Annotated in this window: 15 protein-coding genes; 8 read left to right on the top strand and 7 right to left on the bottom strand. The window is 72.3% G+C overall.

Going from position 1 to position 18,469, the window contains the following annotated elements:
• Positions 1-36: 36 nt before the first annotated feature.
• Positions 37-1,038, top strand: a complete 1,002-nt coding sequence (locus H4W80_RS22965; protein WP_192786981.1) for an LLM class F420-dependent oxidoreductase — start codon at positions 37-39, stop codon at positions 1,036-1,038.
• Between the two features lie 13 nt (positions 1,039-1,051).
• Here the strand turns inward: H4W80_RS22965 and H4W80_RS22970 are convergent, their stop codons facing one another.
• Positions 1,052-1,777 (bottom strand): DUF4328 domain-containing protein, encoded by a 726-nt coding sequence (locus H4W80_RS22970; RefSeq protein WP_192786982.1) that lies wholly within the window; start codon positions 1,775-1,777, stop codon positions 1,052-1,054.
• A gap of 46 nt (positions 1,778-1,823) precedes the next feature.
• Positions 1,824-2,471 (bottom strand): response regulator, encoded by a 648-nt coding sequence (locus tag H4W80_RS22975; RefSeq protein WP_192786983.1) that lies wholly within the window; start codon positions 2,469-2,471, stop codon positions 1,824-1,826.
• Positions 2,472-2,563: 92 nt separating this feature from the next.
• On the opposite strand from H4W80_RS22975, the gene H4W80_RS22980 reads away from it, so the two are divergent.
• Both H4W80_RS22980 and H4W80_RS22985 read left to right on the top strand, forming a co-directional pair.
• Positions 2,564-3,244, top strand: coding sequence for an ABC transporter ATP-binding protein (locus H4W80_RS22980; RefSeq protein WP_192786984.1), 681 nt, complete (start codon positions 2,564-2,566; stop codon positions 3,242-3,244).
• A complete protein-coding gene (locus H4W80_RS22985; protein ID WP_192786985.1) occupies positions 3,241-5,187 on the top strand; it encodes an FtsX-like permease family protein in 1,947 nt (648 codons plus the stop codon). Before H4W80_RS22980 ends, H4W80_RS22985 begins: the two co-directional genes overlap by 4 nt.
• A gap of 18 nt (positions 5,188-5,205) precedes the next feature.
• Here H4W80_RS22985 and H4W80_RS22990 read toward each other — a convergent pair whose 3' ends face one another.
• The 3 genes from H4W80_RS22990 to H4W80_RS23000 form a co-directional block, all read right to left on the bottom strand.
• Positions 5,206-8,853, bottom strand: coding sequence for a DNA polymerase III subunit alpha (locus H4W80_RS22990; protein ID WP_192786986.1), 3,648 nt, complete (start codon positions 8,851-8,853; stop codon positions 5,206-5,208).
• On the bottom strand, positions 8,853-9,119 hold the full coding sequence (locus tag H4W80_RS22995; protein ID WP_185067348.1) for a DUF6504 family protein: 267 nt from the start codon (positions 9,117-9,119) through the stop codon (positions 8,853-8,855). The genes H4W80_RS22990 and H4W80_RS22995 overlap by 1 nt, the downstream gene beginning before the upstream one ends.
• A 79-nt stretch (positions 9,120-9,198) precedes the next feature.
• The gene (locus H4W80_RS23000) at positions 9,199-9,945 is read right to left on the bottom strand and encodes a GntR family transcriptional regulator (protein ID WP_192786987.1); all 747 of its coding nucleotides are present in this window, start codon (positions 9,943-9,945) and stop codon (positions 9,199-9,201) included.
• A gap of 111 nt (positions 9,946-10,056) precedes the next feature.
• Between H4W80_RS23000 and H4W80_RS23005 the strand changes: the two genes are divergently transcribed.
• From H4W80_RS23005 to H4W80_RS60935, 5 genes are read left to right on the top strand one after another with little or no spacing between them, the layout of a single operon-like run.
• A complete protein-coding gene (locus tag H4W80_RS23005) occupies positions 10,057-11,211 on the top strand; it encodes an ABC transporter substrate-binding protein (RefSeq protein WP_192786988.1) in 1,155 nt (384 codons plus the stop codon).
• The gene (locus H4W80_RS23010) at positions 11,208-12,032 is read left to right on the top strand and encodes an ABC transporter permease (RefSeq protein ID WP_192786989.1); all 825 of its coding nucleotides are present in this window, start codon (positions 11,208-11,210) and stop codon (positions 12,030-12,032) included. The genes H4W80_RS23005 and H4W80_RS23010 overlap by 4 nt, the downstream gene beginning before the upstream one ends.
• On the top strand, positions 12,020-12,862 hold the full coding sequence (locus H4W80_RS23015; RefSeq protein WP_192786990.1) for an ABC transporter permease: 843 nt from the start codon (positions 12,020-12,022) through the stop codon (positions 12,860-12,862). The genes H4W80_RS23010 and H4W80_RS23015 overlap by 13 nt, the downstream gene beginning before the upstream one ends.
• Positions 12,859-13,932: an ABC transporter ATP-binding protein gene (locus tag H4W80_RS23020; protein WP_192786991.1), complete on the top strand. Its 1,074-nt coding sequence runs from the start codon at positions 12,859-12,861 to the stop codon at positions 13,930-13,932. The genes H4W80_RS23015 and H4W80_RS23020 overlap by 4 nt, the downstream gene beginning before the upstream one ends.
• Positions 13,933-13,963: 31 nt before the next feature.
• On the top strand, positions 13,964-14,764 hold the full coding sequence (locus tag H4W80_RS60935; RefSeq protein WP_225963610.1) for an HAD family hydrolase: 801 nt from the start codon (positions 13,964-13,966) through the stop codon (positions 14,762-14,764).
• 663 nt (positions 14,765-15,427) lie between these two features.
• On the opposite strand, the gene H4W80_RS23030 is transcribed toward H4W80_RS60935, so the two are convergent.
• Positions 15,428-16,309 (bottom strand): Vgb family protein, encoded by an 882-nt coding sequence (locus tag H4W80_RS23030; protein WP_192786992.1) that lies wholly within the window; start codon positions 16,307-16,309, stop codon positions 15,428-15,430.
• 32 nt (positions 16,310-16,341) lie between these two features.
• Complete coding sequence (locus H4W80_RS60940) at positions 16,342-18,450, bottom strand: ATP-binding cassette domain-containing protein (protein ID WP_318787011.1); 2,109 nt, start codon at positions 18,448-18,450, stop codon at positions 16,342-16,344.
• Positions 18,451-18,469: the final 19 nt, after the last annotated feature.

Raw genomic sequence — 18,469 nt, forward strand, 5'->3', positions numbered from 1 at the left:
TCACAGCCGTAATAGAACTTAATTCCGGAGGTGTCTATGAAGCTCGGCCTGAACCTGGGCTACTGGCAGCGCAACGCCGACGACGCGACCGAGACCGTGCTGGCGGCCGAGCGGCTCGGCTACGACTCGGTGTGGACCGCCGAGGCGTACGGCAGCGACGTCTTCACGCCGCTGGCCTGGTACGGAGCGCGTACGAGCCGCATCAAACTGGGCACCTCGATCGCCCAGATCTCCGCCAGACCACCCGTCACCACGGCCATGACCGCCATGACCCTCGACCACCTCACCGGCGGCCGACTGCTGCTCGGCGTGGGCGCCTCGGGCCCGCAGGTCGTCGAGGGCTGGTACGGCCAGCCGTTCGCCAAGCCGCTGGCCAGGACGCGCGAGTACGTCGAGATCATGCGCAAGGTGTGGCGCCGCGAGGAGCCGGTCACCAGCGACGGCCCGCACTACCCGCTCCCCCTGGCGGACGGCCTGGGCAAACCCCTCAAGCTCATCACGCACCCGCTCCGCGCGGACATCCCCGTCTATCTCGGCGCGGAGGGCCCCAAGAACGTCGCCCTGGCCGCCGAGGTGGCCCAGGGCTGGCTGCCGCTGTTCGCGTTCCCCTCCAAGATCGAGGAGATGTACGGCGAGTCGCTCGCCGGCGCTCCCCCGGGCTTCGACGTGGCCGCGATGGTGATGGTGGTCATCTCGGACGACGTGCAGGCGGCGCTGGACGGCGTGAAGATGATGCTCACGCTGTACATCGGCGGCATGGGCGCCCGCCAGCGCAACTTCCACGCCGACATCATCGGCCGCATGGGGTACGCCGAGGCCGCCGAGCGCATCCAGGCGCTCTACCTGGCGGGCCGCAAGGACGAGGCCTTCCGGGCGATCCCGGACGAGCTGGCCGACGGCATCTCGCTCGTCGGGCCGCCCGGACGCATCAAGGAACGCCTGGAGCTCTGGCACAAGAGCCCGGTCACGAGCCTCCTGGTCATGGGCCCGCGCGACGAGCCCTCGCTGGAGCTCATCCGCGACCTGGTGCTCGGCTGAGCCCGCGCCCGCGCTAACCCGTACGGCCGATCGGGGTCGAGCCCGGCGCCGGCTGGGGCTGCTGGGACGAGAACGCGTGAACCGTGCCGGGCTCGGCGGCACGGGGCACGCGGGCGGCCTGCTGGAGGCGCGTCAGCTCGCGTACGGTCGCCGCGCACAGCAGGGCGGCCAGCGCCGAGCAGGCCAGCTCCGGCACGCCCACGCCCGTCAGGTCGCCGGCCGACGAGTCGAGCGGGAGCCGGATCGTGACCAGCGCGAGCATGGCCAGCCAGCTCAGCCACCACCCGGTCAGCAGCGCCAGCCATCTCACCCTGTGGCCCGCGGGCGGCCTGGTGCCGCGCCACACCTCGTCCACCAGCACGACGGGCGCCACCAGGTTGTAGCCGGGGATCAGCCAGGCGGCCGCCACGGGGCCGGAGACGGCCGAGCGGTCGTTGGCCTGCCTGGCACGTACCAACCACGTCACGTAAGCGGCGGCCGCCGCGATCGAGGTGCCCGCCACCAGCATCATCAGCACCGCGAACGCCGTCACCGCGCCCACCACGGCCTCGGCCTCGGCCCCCTGCGGGCGGCCGCCGAACTCGGCGAGCTGGGCGGCGAGGTGGCGCCCGCGGGAGTATTCGAAGATCACAAGGGCGCCGAGGGAGAGAACCTGGGCGGCAAGCGTCACGTATACGGCAGAGGCGGCTCTCGTCGGTGGTGTCTGGTCATAGCGCACGTTGTTCTCCCCCCGGGCCATGCGCTGAGGTTCTGATTCACTTGTATCCCGGGAGCCCCGCTGTTAATCAGCTCACCACGCCGGATTCCCACGCCCAAGCTGCGATTTCGACTCGATTTCTGACACCGAGCTTGGCGAAGATGCTCCCCAGGTGGGTCTTGACCGTCGAGAGCGACACGAACAGCTCCGCGGCCACCTCCTGGTTGGTCCGGCCCCTGGCTATCAGGCGCACGACGTCCAGCTCGCGATCGGTCAGCGGGTCGTTCATGGGGGGCACGGTCCGCCTGGGCTGGGCCAGGTGCTGCAGCAGCCGTACCGTGACCGACGGCGACACCAGCGCGTCGCCCGCCGCGGCCGCCCTGACCGCCTCGATCAGCAGGGTGGGTCCGCTGTCCTTGAGCAGGAAGCCGGTCGCGCCGGAGCGCAGGGCTCCGTACACGTACTCGTCCAGGTCGAACGTGGTGACGATGACCACCCGCAGCGGGTTCTCCACCCCCGGTCCGGCCAGCGCCCGGGTCACCTCGATCCCGTCGAGCTTCGGCATCCGGATGTCGAGCAGGCACACGTCCGGCCTGAGCCGCCTGGCCTCCGACACCGCCTCCGCGCCGTCGGCCACGGCGGCCACGACCTCCATGTCCGGTTGAGCGTCCAAAATCATCTGGAAGCCGGTTCGTACCAGTTGCTGGTCGTCGGCGATGAGAACCCGAATAGTCACGACCCCAACTCTAAGGATCGGCCGTTCGGCCGAGGCGGAAATGGTCGCACGGCCGATCCGCCGCACCCCTGCCCGCCGAGATTCTTTACGGCATGAACGACGTACTTGTTGGACGAACCCTGACCAAGAGGTTCGGGCAGACGGTCGCCCTGGGCGGCGTGGACATCACGGTACGGGCGGGCGAAGCCGTGGCGATCATGGGGCCGAGCGGTTCCGGCAAGTCGACGCTGCTGCACTGCCTGGCCGGGATCATGAAGCCGGACGCCGGGGAGGTGCACCTGCTCGGCCAGCGCATCGACGCGATGGGCGAGCGGCAGCGCAGCGCGCTGCGGCGCACCCGCTTCGGCTTCGTCTTCCAGTTCGGCCAGCTCCTGCCCGAGCTGCCCGCCGAGGAGAACGTGGCCCTCCCGCTCATGCTGGGCGGGGTGGCGAGGGCCCAGGCGGTACGCCAGGCGCGCGAGTGGTTCGCGCCCCTCGGCCTGCACTCCATGGAGGCCCGGCGGCCCGGCGAGCTGTCCGGCGGCCAGGCCCAGCGGGTGGCCATCGCCAGGGCGCTGGTCACCAAGCCGGCCGTGGTGTTCGCCGACGAGCCCACGGGGGCGCTCGACCAGCAGACCGGGCAGGACACGATGCGGCTGCTCGTGGAGGCGACCAGGCACAACGGCGCCTCCCTGATCGTCGTCACCCACGACCCGAACGTGGCCGCCTGGTGCGACCGCACGGTCGAGGTCCGCGACGGCCAGCTCCTCACCACGAGCGGGGCACGCGCGTGAACCTCGACCTGACCTGGCGGCTGCTCAAGGGCGGTGGCCGCAAGGGGATGCTGGGCACCTGGCTCACGCTGGGCGCCGTCGCCGTGTCCACGGCGCTGCTGCTGTTCGCCGTGGCCGCGAACTTCGCCTTCGAGGCCAGGAGCGAGCGCGGCGCCTGGCGCAACCCGGTCCCCGCCAAGGAGAACGCGGTCGCCGTCGAGGCGGCCCGCTTCGACTTCGTCGGCGACCAGGCGATCACCGTCATCGACCTGGCCGCGCTCAAGGCCGGGGCGCCCGCGCCGCCCGGGATGCCGCGCTTCCCCGCGCCGGGCGAGGTGTGGCTGTCCCCGGCGCTGGCCGAGCTGGCCAGGACGCTGCCAGCCGATCAGCTCGCCGGGCGTTACCCCGGCCCGAAGGGCGTACTGGGCGACGAGGCGCTGGTCCACCCCGGCGAGCTGGTCGCGGTCATCGGCCACCGGCCGGACGCGCCGGCGATGACGGCCGCGCGCAGCGACGACTGGATCATCGGCAAGGGCCCGGCCCGGGTGGCCGACCTCGCGGGCACGCCGTCGGAGGACTCCGAGGCCTACCGCGCGCTCACGCTCGTCGCGAGCGTGCTCATGGTGGTGCCGCTGCTGGTGTTCGGCGGCGCGGCGGCCAGGCTCACGGTCGCCCGGCGCGACCAGCGGCTGGCCGCGCTGAGGCTCGTGGGCGCGACGCCGGGCCAGGTGATCCGGATGACCGTGGCCGAGGCCGTGATCGTCGCGCTGGCGGGCGCGCTGCTCGGCGCCGTCGGCTACGCGGTCGCCGCGCCGCTGCTGGCCCGCATCCCGATCGGCGGCGGTGCGTGGTTCGTCTCCGACCTGTTCCCCTCCCCGCTGGTCCTGGCCGCGATGCTGGTCGCGGTGCCGCTGCTGGTGGGGCTGTCCGCGGTCGCGGGGCTGCGGCGGGTCGTGGTGAGCCCGCTCGGGGTGGCCAAGCGCGAGACGCCGCCCGGCATGAAGTTCGTCCGGGTCCTCGCCCTGCTGGCCGTGCTGGCCGCGTTCCCGATGCTGACCAGGGGGACCAGCGTCGCGGTCGTGGCGGTGGCGCTCGGGCTGGCGTTCCTGTGCATCAACCTGGCCGGCCCGTGGGTGGTCGGCATCATCGGCCGCGTCACCGCCAAGAGCGCCCGGGCGCCCGCCCGGCTGCTGGCGGGCCGCCGGCTGGTCGACGATCCGCGCTCCGCCTGGCGTACGGTGAGCGGCGTCGCCCTGACCGGCTTCGTGGCGGGCTTCCTCGGGCTGCTCAGCCCGGGCGCGTTCGCCGGCGACCAGGAGCCCCCGCAGCTGCGGGTCTCCGCGCCCGCCGCCCAGGCGACGGCCGTCGCCGGCCAGGCCCGCGACCGGCTGCGGGCGGCCGGGATCACCGCGACGGTGGAGGTCACGGGGCGCTCCTCCGATCGGGTCGTGGTCGCCGCCCTGGGCAGCTCCGCCGGCCCGGCCACGATCGACCGGGCCCGCACCGCGCTCGCCGGGCTCGTCCCCGGGCGCACCCCCACGACGGGGGACGACGACCGGCGCTTCGGCATGCAGCTCCTGGCCGACGTCCGGGTGGGCACGATCGTGGTGCTGTCGGTGTCGTTCCTGGTGGCCATCGCCAGCTCGGGCATCACGGCCGCGTCGTCGGTGCTGGACCGGCGGCAGACGTACGGGCTGATGCGGCTGGCGGGGACCCCGCTGGAGGTCCTCGACCGGGCGCGGCGCGCGGAGACGCTCATCCCGCTGACGGTGATGGGCGGCGGGGCGATCCTGGTGGGGGCGTTCTGCGCGGTGCCGTTCATGATCGGCGCGATGAACGTGGTGGGCGTGGTCACGCTGCTGGGCTGCGTCGCCGTCGGCTTCGGCGGCGTGATCGCCGCGGGCGCGCTGAGCCGCCCCCTGCTCCGCTCGGTCACCACCGACCCGGCCCCCCGCCCGGACTGACCCGCGGCCGGGAGGGGGTCAGGCCGCTGTGGGGCCGGAGCTGCCCGGGCTGGCGTGCCAGAGCTGCCGGGGCGGGTTGGCGACGGCCGGGCCGAGGTCGGAGTAGGGCGAGAGACGGAAGCCGTTGGCGTACTCGATCTTGCGGCCTCCCACCCCCGCGACCTGCTCCGGCGCCTGGGTGAGGAGGGCGCGGACCGCCTCGATGCCCTCCGCGCGCCAGAGCCGGTCGAGGTCTACGAGGTCCCAGCAGTCCACCGCGCGCATCGACACCGCCCGCGTCCCCGTGCGCCTGACCACCCCCCTGGCCAGCATGAGCCACGAGCCGAACACCGTGGCCGCGCACCGCCCCTGCACCGACTCGAAGAACGTCAGGTCGATCGGCCCCGTCGAGTCGTCGAGCGTGGTGAAGATGACCCGCTGCCCCGAGCGCACCGCCGGCGTCTGGGTCGCCACCTTGACCCCCGCGACCAGCACCTCCGCGCCGTTGCGCTGCTTGAGGAGATCTCTGGAACGTACCACTCCGAGCGCGTCGAGCAGCTCGTCGTGGAAGCTGATGACGTGGCGGCTGATGTCGATGCCCAGGATCTCCAGCTCGGCCTCGACCATCTCCGTCTCCGTCATCTCCGGCAGCTCCCCCGGCGGCAGGTGCTCGGTGAAGCCCAGCGGGAGCTGCACCGACGGCGGTTCCTCCACGCGGGCTGGCCGCGAGGTGTAGCGCCGCGAGGCGCGCGGGCCCGACCGCACGCCGATCGACGACGCCCGTTCGAGGGCCCCCACCTGGGCGATCAGGTCGCGCCGGGTCAGCACGCCAGGACGCCAGCGGGGCCCGCCCGGGTGCAGGTCGTGGAGCGCGTCCAGCCCGCCGACCTGGACGATCCGCTCGATGGTCGGCCGCGAGGGCCGGGCGCGGTCCCAGAAGTCGGCCAGCGACGTGTACGGCTGCCCGGCGACCATGCGTTCGACCTCGGCCTCGCTCACCCCCTTGACCGCCGAGAACGGCACCCTCAACGCATATCCCTTGCCGATCTCCCCGACCTTGAACTCCTTGCGCACCGGGGAGGAGGCGCCCTCCAGCGCGGCGGGACGCACCCGCAGCCCCAGCCGCTCCACCCGCCAGTCCTTGCCCGACTTGTTGATGTCGAGCGGCAGGATCTTGACCCCGCACTGCCGGGCCTCGTCGATGATGACGCGCGGCGGGTACATGCCCGGCTCGTGCGTGAGCACCCCGGCGAAGAACGCCGCCGCGTGGTGCCGCTTGAGCCAGGCCGACTGGTACGTGGGCAGCGCGAACGCCGCCGCGTGCGCCTTGCAGAACCCGAAGGCCCCGAAGGCGTCCAGCACCTGCCAGGCCCGCTCGACGGCCGCGTCGTCGAACCCGTTGGCCCTGGCCATGGGCACGAACGTCTTGCGCACCCGCTCCCGCCCCTCGGACGTGTCCAGCGTGCGCCGCAGCTTCTCGGCGAACGACAGGTCCCGCCCCGTCATCACCTCGATGATCCTGAGCACCTGCTCGTGGAACACCACGACGCCGTGCGTCTCCTTCAGCGCCTCCCGCAGCCTCTCGTGCGGGTAGTACGGCCGCCGCCACCCGTGCCTGGCCTCCAGGTAGGGGGTGACCATGTCGGAGTTGACCGGGCCCGGCCTGAACAGCGAGATGTCCACGATCAGGTCGTGGAGGGTGCGCGGCTCCAGCTTGGCGACCAGCTCGCGCTGCCCCGGCGACTCGATCTGGAAGCAGCCGAGGGTGCGGCTGGCGCAGATCATGTCGTAGGTGTCCTGGTCGTCGTGCGGCACGTACTGGATGCCGGTGTCCTCGCCGCGCTGGGTGTCCAGCGCGACCACGACGTCGTCCACCCGCTTGATCTCGCTCAGCGCGTACGCCATCGCGGACTGCATCCGCACGCCCAGCACGTCGAGCTTGAGCAGCCCGGCCTCCTCCACGTCGTCCTTGTCGAACTGCGACATCGGGAAGTCCAGCAGGCTGCGCTCCACCGGCGTCCTGTCGTGCAGGCCCGCGTTGCCGATCAGCACGCCGCACGGGTGCATCGCGATGTGCCTGGGCAGCCCGTCGAGCCGCTCCGCCAGCCGGAACACCCGGTCGAGCCCCGCCTCGCCGAGCCGGCTGTCGCGCAGCTCGGGCAGGTCGTGCAGGGACGCGGTGATCTGCTTGGCCCTGATGTGCGGGAACGCCTTGGCGATGGCGTCGATCTCGTGCGGCGGCAGGCCCATCGCCCCGGCGACGTCGCGGATGGCGCTGCGCGCCCGGTAGGTCTCCATCATGGACACGCAGGCCACGCGGGCCTCGCCGTAGCGCTCGAAGATGGCCTTGTAGCAGTCGAGGCGGCGGGCCGACTCCACGTCCACGTCGATGTCGGGCAGCCCGACACGGCCCTCCGACAGGAAGCGCTCCATGAGCAGGGCGTGGTCGAGGGGGTTCACCTCGCCGATGCCGATGAGGTAGTTGACCAGGCTGCCCGCGCCCGAGCCGCGGATGGCGCAGCGGATGCCCATGCCGCGGATCATGTCCGTGATGCCGGCCACGGCGATGAAATATCCGGACAGGCGCTTGCGCTCGATGATGGCCATCTCGTCCCGCAGGCGCCGCCTGGCGTCGCCCGAGCGGTCGAGGCCGCGCGAGATCAGCCCGTCCTCCACCCGGTGGCGCAGCAGCGGCACCGGGTCGCGGCCGATCTCGGGCAGGTGCAGGTTGGGCGGGTCGCCACGCAGCGCGAGCAGCTCCTCCGGGTCCATCGAGCACGCCTCGGCCAGCCGCCTGGTCGTGAACAGCAGCCGCGACACCCGTTCCTGGTCCGCCCCGCAGACCTTGCCGGCCACCTGCCGCATCTCCTTGGTGCCCTTGAGGTAGGCGTGGGAGGTGGTGCGATCGAGGTGGCGCGGGTGCAGCGGGACGAGCTGGCGGGCCGCGTCGAGCACGTCGCCGACCTGGTGGTCGACCGGGTCGAGGTAGCGCACCGCGTTGGTCAGCACGGCCGGCACGCCCATGGACTCGGCCAGCCCGAGCATGCGCACGGCCGTGGTGGCGTCGCGGTAGCCGTACTGGTCGACCAGCTCGATCACCACGCCCGGCACCGCGGCCCGCCAGAGGCCGAGCAGCATCCTGGCGTGCTCGTCGCGCCGCTCGGCCACCGCGCGGCCCACGTCGGACCTGGGGCCGAGCAGCACCACGAGCCCGTCCTCGGCGCCGAACCCGTGGTCGCCGCCCGCTCCGCCGGCCCACTCCCCGATCAGCTCGCGGGTCACCAGGGGAGTGCCGCGCTCGCCCGCGTAATGCGCGGCCGTGACCAGGCGGCACAGGCGGGACCAGCCCTTGGCCCGGGCCAGCACCGTGACGCGGTCCTCGGCGTCGGGCCCGGTCTTGGGAGCGGGCGCGCGGCGGCGCCCGGGCAGGTCCAGCCCGGGCACCCCGAACCCCGGCAGCGGGGGCAGGGCGTCGAGCGCCAGGTTGACGCCGAAGACCGCGGAGATCCCGGCCTCCGCGCACGCGTGGGCGTGCTTGATCGCGCCGTAGAGCCCGTCGCGGTCGGTCAGCGCGAGGATGTCCATCCCGTGCTCGACCGCCCGGCTCACCAGCGCGTGCGGGAAGGCCGTGCCGAAGCGCATGGAGTACGCGGAGCACACGCTGAGGTGCGGGAACGGCGCTGCCATCAGTCCCACGCCCTCAGCAGCAGCCAGGCGTTGCCGGCGGTGTCGTAACGCAACTCGTACGAGCCCACCTCGCGCCCCGGGCTGGCCTCCACCCGCCAGAACTTGCGTTCACCGGGATCACCCTCGCTGGTCTTCCACCACTCGCGCGCGACCACCCAGTGGTCGAGGACCCGGCGGACGAGATAGAGCCGATCCCGCCAGACGAACTGGGTCGGCTCCCCGTCCCTGGTCCACACCTCTATCGGATCGCCATAGAGTCTGCTCAAGACGCTTCTCCCCGCGGCTCTGGTCGTTATGCTGAGCCACCCGGGGGAAGGCGGGCGCTTATATGTCGAACATATGTTCTCAGCGCCCCGAACGCAAGTCGCCGGCCTGTCTCACGAGAGGGTTGGCGCCGATCGAGTTGCGGATGCTGAAGGTCACGCTGCCCGCCCGGTAGCGGTCGTCCGAGGACTCCACCGGACGGCCCTCGTGCGTGGTCGTGACCCGGCGCTGGCGCAGGAGCGGGCTCCCCCGGCGCACCCCGAGCAGGCGGGCGTCCTCGGCCCCGGCGGACACCGCGTCGATGAGGTGCTCGCCGTAGGCGAACACGAGGCCGATCGAGTCGTACAGGGCCTCGGTGACGGACTCGCAGTCGGCCGGGATCCGCTCGACGGCGGCGGCCACCCACTCGGCGTACACCGTGCGTTCGAGCAGGACGGGCTCGCCCTCCAGCGAGCGCAGCCGCAGCACCTCCAGGACCTCGCCGGGGCCCAGCCTGGCGGACTCGGCGGCGCTCGCGGCCCTGCGGCGCTGGGTGATCACCTGGCCGCCGAAGCGGTAGCCGTTCGCGCGCGCCCACTGTGCGAAGCTGTGCAGCTCGCCGAAGCTCTGGCTGCGCGCCCTGCCGAGCACGATGCGCCTGGCCCCCTGCCGGGAGCCGACCAGGCCCTCGGCGGCGAGCACGGCGACCGCCTGGCGCACGGTGCCGCGGGCCGCCCCGTGGCGTTCGGCCAGCTCAGCCTCGCTCGGGAGCTGTGAACCGACCGGGAGCGCACCGGAGACGATCTCGTTCCGAAGATCATCGGCGATCAGTTCATAGCGCGCAACCATCAGCGACCCTTCCCATTCATGAAAGAGCAACATTCGTGCGACTTACTGGTGCTCGCTTGTTTGTACAAGTTCCCTTAGGTTCCTTCCATACCCCCTGATAGTGGAGGCGTCGTGTTCACACCTCGCGCCCGTGCGGCCGGCGTTGCCGCAGCCCTTACCGTAGTCACCGCGGCGTGCGGCGCCGCGCCCGGCACCCAGCAGTCCACCGCGTCCTCCTCCTCCGGGCCGAACGCGGCCACCGCCACCTCGGCGGCGGACTTCGGCGGCCTCGACAAGCTCGTCGAGGCGGCCAAGAAGGAGGGAAATCTCCACGTCATCGCCCTTCCGCCCGACTGGGCGAACTACGGGGAGATCATCGAGAAGTTCCAGGCCAAGTACGGCATCAAGATCGAGAGCGAGACGCCCGACGCGGCCAGCGCCGACGAGATCAACGCGGTCAAGACCCGCAAGGGCCAGGACCGCGCCCCCGACGTGCTCGACCTCGGCCAGTCGTTCGCGATCAGCGGAGCCGGCGAGGGCCTGTTCGCGCCGTACAAGGTGCAGTCCTTCGAGAAGATCCCCGAGGGGCAGAAGGAGAGCACCGGGCTCTGGGTCAACGACTACGGCGGCTACGTGTCCATCGGCTGCGACGCCAAGAAGATCGCCACGTGCCCGACGAGCTTCGCCGACCTGCTCAAGCCCGAGTACAAGGGCAAGGTCGCGATGAACGGCAACCCGACCAAGGCGGGCTCGGCCTTCGCCGGCGTGTACGCCGCCGCCCTCGCCAACGGCGGCTCGTTCGACGACATCCAGCCCGGCATCGACTTCTTCAAGAAGCTCAAGGACGCGGGCAACTACAACCCGGTGGAGACCACGCCCGCGACCATCGAGAAGGGCGAGACCCAGATCAGCATCGACTGGGACTACAACAACGCCGCCTACGCGCCCCAGATGGCCGCCAAGGGCCTCGACTGGAAGGTGAACATCCCCTCCGACGGCAAGTACTTCCAGATGTACGCCCAGGCCATCAACAAGGACGCCCCGCACCCGGCGGCGGCCAGGCTGTGGCAGGAGTACCTCTACAGCGCCGAGGGCCAGAACCTCTTCCTCAAGGGCTTCGCCCGCCCCGTCCTGCTGCCCTCGATGACCTCCGACGGCACCGTGGACAAGGCCCTGGCCGAGAAACTGCCGTCGGTGGAGGGCACGCCCACCTTCCCGACGAGCCAGCAGGTGGACGCGGCCAAGGCCAAGCTCGCCGGCGGCTGGGACGCCGCGATCTCGGGATGAACCGCTCCGGTTCCAAAGGCTGGCTGGGGGCGCTGCCGCTGCTGGCCTTCTTCGCGCTCGTCTTCGGCGTCCCCGCCATCGCGCTGGTGGCGGGGGCGTTCACGGCGGATGGGCGGCCGAGCCTGGCGAACCTGTCGCAGAGCCTGCAGGGCGGCTACCTCGTCGCGATGCTCGGCAGCGTGAAGCTGTCGGCCGTGGTCGCCCTGCTGGGGGCCGTGCTGGGGACGTTCCTCGCGTACGCCGTCGTGACCTCCCGCCTGACGTTCCTGCGCGAGGCCGTGCTGACGGCCTCCGGCGTGCTGGCCAACTTCGGCGGGGTGCCGCTGGCGTTCTTCTGGATCGCCACGCTCGGCAACTCCGGCGTGGTCAGCGGCCTGGTCGGCCTGCCGTCCGGCTCGCTCTACACGTTCTGGGGCCTGGTGGTGACCTACCTGTACTTCTCGATCCCGCTGATGGTGCTGGTCATGGCGCCGGCGCTGGACGGGCTGCGGCCGCAGTGGCGCGAGGCGGCGGCCAACAACGGGGCCACCGCCTGGCACTACTGGCGCTTCGTCGCGCTGCCGGTGCTGACGCCGTCGATGCTGGGCGGGGTGGTGCTGCTCTTCGGGTCGGCCTTCTCCGCGTACGCCACCGCCAACGCCATGGTCGGGACCGTCGTCCCGCTCGTCACGTTGAAGATCGCCAGCGCGCTCACCGGCGACGTGCTGATCGGCTACGAGAACATCGCGCTCGCCCTCAGCCTCGACATGGTCGTGGTGGCCGGGCTCGTGATGGCGATCTACCTGCCGCTGCAGAAGAGGAGCTCCCGATGGCTGCACTGACCGGCCTGGAGCGAGTCTCGGGCGGCTCCTCGCGCCCTCGCGTGTGGCGCGGGGCGGTGTTCCTGCTGGCGGCGGCCTACTTCCTGATCCCGCTCGGGGCCTCGCTCTGGTACACGATCTACACCCCGGCCACGGGCGTGTCGTTCGCGGCCTACGGCTCGCTGTGGACGGCCGACGGGTTCGTGCCCTCGCTGCTGCTGTCGCTGTCCCTGGCCGTCGCCACGATCGTGCTGGTGCTGCTGCTGGCGTTGCCCGCGATGCTGGCCGTACGGCTCTTCGCGCCGCGGCTGCGCCCGCTGATGGAGGTGCTGTGCACGCTGCCCCTGGTGGTGCCGCCCATCACCTTCGTGGCCGGGATCGGCACGTCGCTGCGCACCGGCACCGACGTGCTGGCTCCGACGCCGTTCTGGGCCACGCTGATCGCGGTTCAGGACCCGGCGTTCCCCGTGGTGCTGGTGCTGGCGTACGTGGTGCTCGTGCTGCCGTTCGTGTACCGGTCGCTGGACGCGGGACTGCGCACGATGGACGTGCGGACGCTGGTGGAGGCGGCCCGCAACCTGGGCGCCTCGTGGCCGTACGTGCTGGTCAGGGTCGTCGTCCCGAACCTGCGCTCGGCCCTGGCCAGCGCGTCGTTCCTGACGCTGGCCCTCGTGCTGGGCGAGTACACCGTGGCCAGCCTGCTGGGGTACGAGCCGTTCGCGGTGTGGATCGTGACCGTCGCGGGTTCCAAGGGGCAGCTCTCGGTCGCGGTGTCGATCATCAGCCTCCTGCTCATCTGGCTGCTGCTGCTCGCCGTGTCATCGGCATTCGGTAAGGAGAAGGGGAAATGACCGCATCGGTGGAGTTCCGCGCGCTGCGGCGGGTGTTCGGCAAGACGGTCGCGCTGGACGGCTTCGACCTCATCGTCGCGCCCGGCGAGTTCGTCGCGCTGCTGGGGCCCTCGGGCTGCGGGAAGACGACCGCGCTGCGCTGCGTGGCCGGGTTCGAGCGGCCGGACTCGGGCGCGGTGCTCGTGGACGGCAGGGACGTCACGGATGTCCCGGCCAACAAGCGGGACGCGGGCATGGTCTTCCAGTCCTACTCCCTCTTCCCCAACCTGAACGCCCGCGACAACGTCGCCTTCGGCCTGCGCGTCCGCAAGGTGCCCGTGGCCACCAGGCGGAAGAAGGCGGACGAACTACTCGAACTGGTCGGCCTCCCCTCGCACGCCGACCGCTACCCGCACCAGCTCTCCGGCGGCCAGCAGCAGCGCGTCGCCCTGGCCCGCGCGCTCGCCCTGGAGCCGCGCGTCCTGCTCCTGGACGAGCCGCTGTCGGCGCTGGACGCGAAGGTACGCGTGTCGCTGCGCGAGGAGATCCGCCGCCTCCAGCTCGACCTGGGCATCACCACCATCTTCGTGACCCATGACCAGGAGGAGGCCCTGTCGATCGCGGACCAGGTGGCGGTGCTGCGCGACGGGCGGCTCGAACAGGTCGGCTCGCCCGCTGAGATCTACGACCGCCCGGCCACCCCCTTCGTGGCGGAGTTCGTCGGCACCATGAACCACCTCGCCGGCCAGGTCTCCGGTGACCAGGTCACGGTGCTCGGCCGGCTCCTGCCGGTGGACGGCCAGGTGCCCGCGAATCCGTCCGTGGACGTCCTGATCCGTCCCGAGGCCGTCCAGGTCGTCCCGGCCGAGGACGGTCCCGCCCAGGTGCTCGCCGCCTCCTTCCGCGGCGCCTCCGTCCGCCTCCGGGTGGCGGTGGAGGGCGGGGAGGTCCTGGCCGACGTCCCCGGCCACGAGGCGGCCCGCCTCACCCCCGGAACGCGCGTCACCGTCCGCCTGGTGGACCGCCCCGTCCTGGTGGCGCCCCGCACGGTCACGGTCCCGGCCCCGGTCGTGGCGGCCGATGCGATCTGAGCACGCCGGCCCGGATGCCGTCCTGTTTGACATGGACGGCACCCTGGTCGACACCGAAGGGCTGTGGTGGCAGGCCACCGCCTCCATCGCCGCCTCCCTCGGGCGGGCTTTAGGGCCGGAGGACATGCCGTACGTGCTCGGCCGCACGGTCGAGGACGTGGCCGCCCACCTCCTCACCCCCACTCCCCCGCCCCGCCCCAACCCCTCACCCGCCCCACCACCGATCGCCCCACCACCGGCCGCCCCACCACCGACCCCTTCACAACCGGCCGCCCCACCACCGGCCCCTCCGCCACCGCCCGCCCCACCACCGGCCCCTCCGCCACCGGCCGCCCTGCCATCGGTGGCCCCGCCACCGCCCGCCCCACCACCGGTCGCCCCGCCGGCCTCGGAGATGCCGCTCATGGCCGAGGTGGCCAGGCAGCTCACGGACGCCTTCGCCGGCCTCATCGAGCAGGGCGTGCAGGTCACGCCGGGGGCGCCGGAGCTCCTGGCCGAGCTGGCCGCCACCGCCATCCCGACGGCCCTGGTCACCGCCTCGCCCCGGACCATCGTGGAGCTGGTGTTGCCACGGCTCGGGCACACGTTCGACCTGGTGATCGCGAACGAGGACACAGCCCGTGGCAAGCCGCACCCGGACCCGTACCTGGAGGCGGCCCGCCGGCTCGGCACGATCCCCTCCCGCTGCGTCGCCGTCGAGGACAGCCCCACAGGCGTCGCCGCCGCCACGGCCGCGGGGTGCCGCGTCCTGGTGACGTCCCCGGAGAAGGGCCTGCCGTCCCTGCCCCACCTCCTGACCAACGCCCACCCCCCAGATCCCAACCACCGATAACCGCCCCTCGGCACCTTCGCGACCAGCAGGACGGCTTACCGGGGACGAGGACCGCAGCCGAGGGCTCCGGCCAAGGGCTGAGGACTGCGGCTGAGGACTGGAGGCGAGGGCGAGAGATGAGGGCGAGGGTGAGAGGTAGGCGCGAGAGGCGAGGGCGAGGAGCGAGGAGCGGGGGCAAGGAGCGGGGGCGATGGTGACCGGTGCGCGGTGCGGCACGAGCGGTACCCGAAGCGCGAGGCGCGACGCGACCGGTGCCCGGAGCACGAGGCGCGACGCGACCGGTGCATTGCTGCGCGCCCGAAGCGCGGCGCCCCACGCGCGAGGCGCAAGACGGGACGTAATGGCGCATTGCCGTGCCCAAGGCGCGGCGCCGGAGCGCGGTGCCCGAAGCGCGAGGCGCGGCGTAAGCGGTGCATTGCTGCGCGCCCAAGGCGCGGCGCCCGAAGCGCCGTACCCGGAGCCCGGAGCCCGGAGCCCGGAGCGCCGTGCCCGAACGCCTTACCCAGAGCCCGGAACCCCAGGGCGCGATGCGCGGAGCCCAAGATGCGAAGCGTCATGCCCGAAGCGCCATGCCCGAAGCGTCATGCGGGGTGAGGGTGTCGGCGGTGTGAGCGGGTAGTGCGAGCGGTTGGCGGATGAGGTCGTTGAGGCGGTCGTGGTTCGTCAGTCGATGCTGATGCGGGCCAGGGCGCCCGCCTCCAGGGCCACCCAGATCGCCCCGTCCGGCCCGACCGTCAGCCCGTGCGGCTCGGCCTTCCGCGTGTCACCGTCCCCCGGCTGCGGTCCGGCTGATAGCGGGTGCGATTCGAGGGTGCCGTCGGTGGTGATGCGGCCGAGGCGGTCGGCGGCCCACTCGGTGAACCAGAGGGCACCGTCGGGACCGGTGACGATCGCGTGCGGTCGTGCGGCCCGGTCGGGCAACGGGTACTCGGTGATCTTGCCGGTGGTGTCGATCCGCCCCACCTGACCAGCACCGATCTCCACGAACCAGAGCGCCCCGTCCGGCCCCAGCGTGATGCCCACCGGGGCGGCGCCCTCCGTGGGGAGCGGGTGAACGGTCACCTCACCGGCCACCGAGATCCGCCCGATGGCGTTGCCCTGGTTGATCGTGAACCAGAGCGCGTCATCCGGCCCCGCCGTGATGAAAGCGGGCATACCGCCCTCCACCGGCACCTCGAACTCCGTCCGCTCCCCGTCGGGCCCGATGCGCCCGATCCGGCCGGTCTGCATCTGGGTGAACCACATGGCCCCGTCGGGCCCGGCGACGACCCCGTACGGCGAGTCCGCCTCATAGGAGGTCACCTGCCCGTCGGCGGTGATCCGGGAGATCCGGCCGCCCTTGCCCTCCGCGAACCACATCGCCCCGTCCGGCCCCGGGGTGATCACAGTCGGCTGCCCGTCGGCCGGATCGAGCTGATGGATCACCGGCTTCTGGCCCGGCACCATCCTGCCGACGCGCCCTTCGTGGACGAGCGTGAACCAGAGTGCGCCGTCCGCTCCAGTGGCGATGCCGTACGGCGCGCCCTCTTCAATCCTGGTCAACATCTGCGGTCCTTCACTGGTCGATCCTGCGTTGCTCAACATATGCGTCCTCCTGCCAACGTGATCTCGGTCCCCCGGAAGCGCCGGATGAGGGCGCGGTCGTGCGACACCACGACGAGCCCGCCGCGGTAGTCGTCGAGTGCCTCCTCGATCTCCTCGGCCAGGACCGGCGACAGGTGGTTGGTCGGCTCGTCGAGCAGGAGGAGGTCGTACTCCTGCGCCAGCAGCCGGGCCAGCGCCAGCCTGCGCCGCTGCCCGACCGACAGCGTGCCCACCTTCTGGTCGAGAGTCCGGGGCTTGAAGAGGCCGGTGCTCAGCAGGGCTGCTCGCCGTTCGTCCGCATAGGTGTGGTTGTGGCTGTAGGCGTCCAGGACGGTCAGATCGGGGTCGAACGTCGCCTCCTGCGGCAGGTGGCCGACCCTTACCTGGGCGTGCTCGGCCAGGGTCTGGAGCAGCGTCGACTTGCCCGCGCCGTTGGCCCCGCGGACCAGCAGCCGGTCGCCGGCTTGGAGAGTCAGGGAGGGGACATGCAACCGATCGCCGACCCGGACATCGCGCAACTCCACGAGCACGCGAGCTTGAGCACGGTTGTGCTCGGCCCCAGGCTGGTGTTCGGCCCCAGGCTGGTGTCCGACCGCATGCCCCTGTCCGGCCCCATGCCCGTGCCCGGCACGCTGGTGTCCGGGGCCGAGCTCACGTCCCGCATCAAGGGCGCGTCGCACGCCAGGAGCGCGTCCCGGACCGGGATCATGGCTGCGGCCAGGCTCATGACGCGGGCCGAGTTCGTGTCCCACGACAGGAGCGCGTCGCGCGCCGGGCTCGTGTCCCAGAGCGGACTCGTGGCTCGGAGCGAGCCCGTGTCCCGGGGCGGTCCCGTACTCCGGAGCGGGCTCGTGGCTCGGGGCGGGCTCGTGGCTCGGGGCGGGCTCGTGTCCCAGGGCGGGGCCATGCCCCGGAGCGGGCGCATGGCTTACGGTCGGCTCGTGGCTCGGAGCGGGCTCGTGGCTCGGGGTGGGCTTGTGTGTCGTATCAGGGGCGCGTTGTGTGCCGGGCCGGGGTCTCGAAGTGGGCTCGGGTGTTGCGTCGTCGGCGCGTCCTGTGCCCGGTCGGCGTCCCGGGGTGGGATTCGGTGTTGCGTCGGGTGGGTGGCCTGGGGCGAGGGTGCTGGGGGTGGTTTCGTCGGTGGTTGGAGTGTCGGGGAGATCCGAGGTGGTGAAGGTGCCGTGGAAGCGGAGTGGGGCGGGTGGCCGGGGGACGGGGTCGGCCTCCAGTCGGCGCAGGCGTTCGTGGGCGTTGCGGACCCGGCTGGCCACCGAGCTCTGCACCCGCCCGGCGTTGCGGTCGTAGGCCATCTTGTTGTTGTCGCGCATCAGCCGTCCCGTGGCCACCCGGTGGGCGGTCGTGGCCGCGTAGTCGCGTACCTGGCGCACTTCCTCGCACCACGCCGCGTACGACTGCTCCCAGCGGGCCCTGGCGGCGGCCTTGGCGGCCAGGAAGCCGGTGTAGCCGCCGCCGAAGCGGGTGATCGTCCCGTGCTCGACCTCGAGCACGGCCGTGGCCACCCGGTCGAGGAAGACGCGGTCGTGGGAGACCACGACGACCGTGCCCCGGTGCTCGCGCAGCCGGGCTTCGAGCCAGGTCAGGGCCGACTCGTCGAGGTGGTTGGTCGGCTCGTCGAGCAGCAGCACCCTGGGCGCGGCGGCCAGGACGCAGGCCAGGCCGAGGCGGGCGCGCTCCCCGCCCGACAGGCTGGACAGCGGCCGGTCGCGGCCCACGTGGGACAGCCCCAGCCCGTGGAACGCCTTGTCGACCCGCGCGTCCGCCTCGTAGCCGCCCCGCAGCTCGTACGCCGTCAGCAGTTCCCCGTACTCCGCCATGACGTCATCGGTGAGCGACGACTCCAGCTCGCGGATCCGGCGCTCCATGGCGCGCAGGCCCGCCAGCGCGGCGTCGACGGCCTGCTGGACCGTGTGGCCGGGCGGCAGGTCGAGCGTCTGCCGGAGGTAGCCGGTGTCGTCGGCCAGCGTCACCTCGCCGTCGTCGGGACGCTCGACCCCGGCCAGCAGCCGTAGCAGCGTGGACTTGCCCGAGCCGTTCTCGCCGACGACGCCCACGCGCTCGCCTGGCTTCACGGACATGGACACGTCAGCGAGGACGGCCCGC

The organism is Nonomuraea angiospora (assembly GCF_014873145.1).
GTDB lineage: Bacteria > Actinomycetota > Actinomycetes > Streptosporangiales > Streptosporangiaceae > Nonomuraea > Nonomuraea angiospora.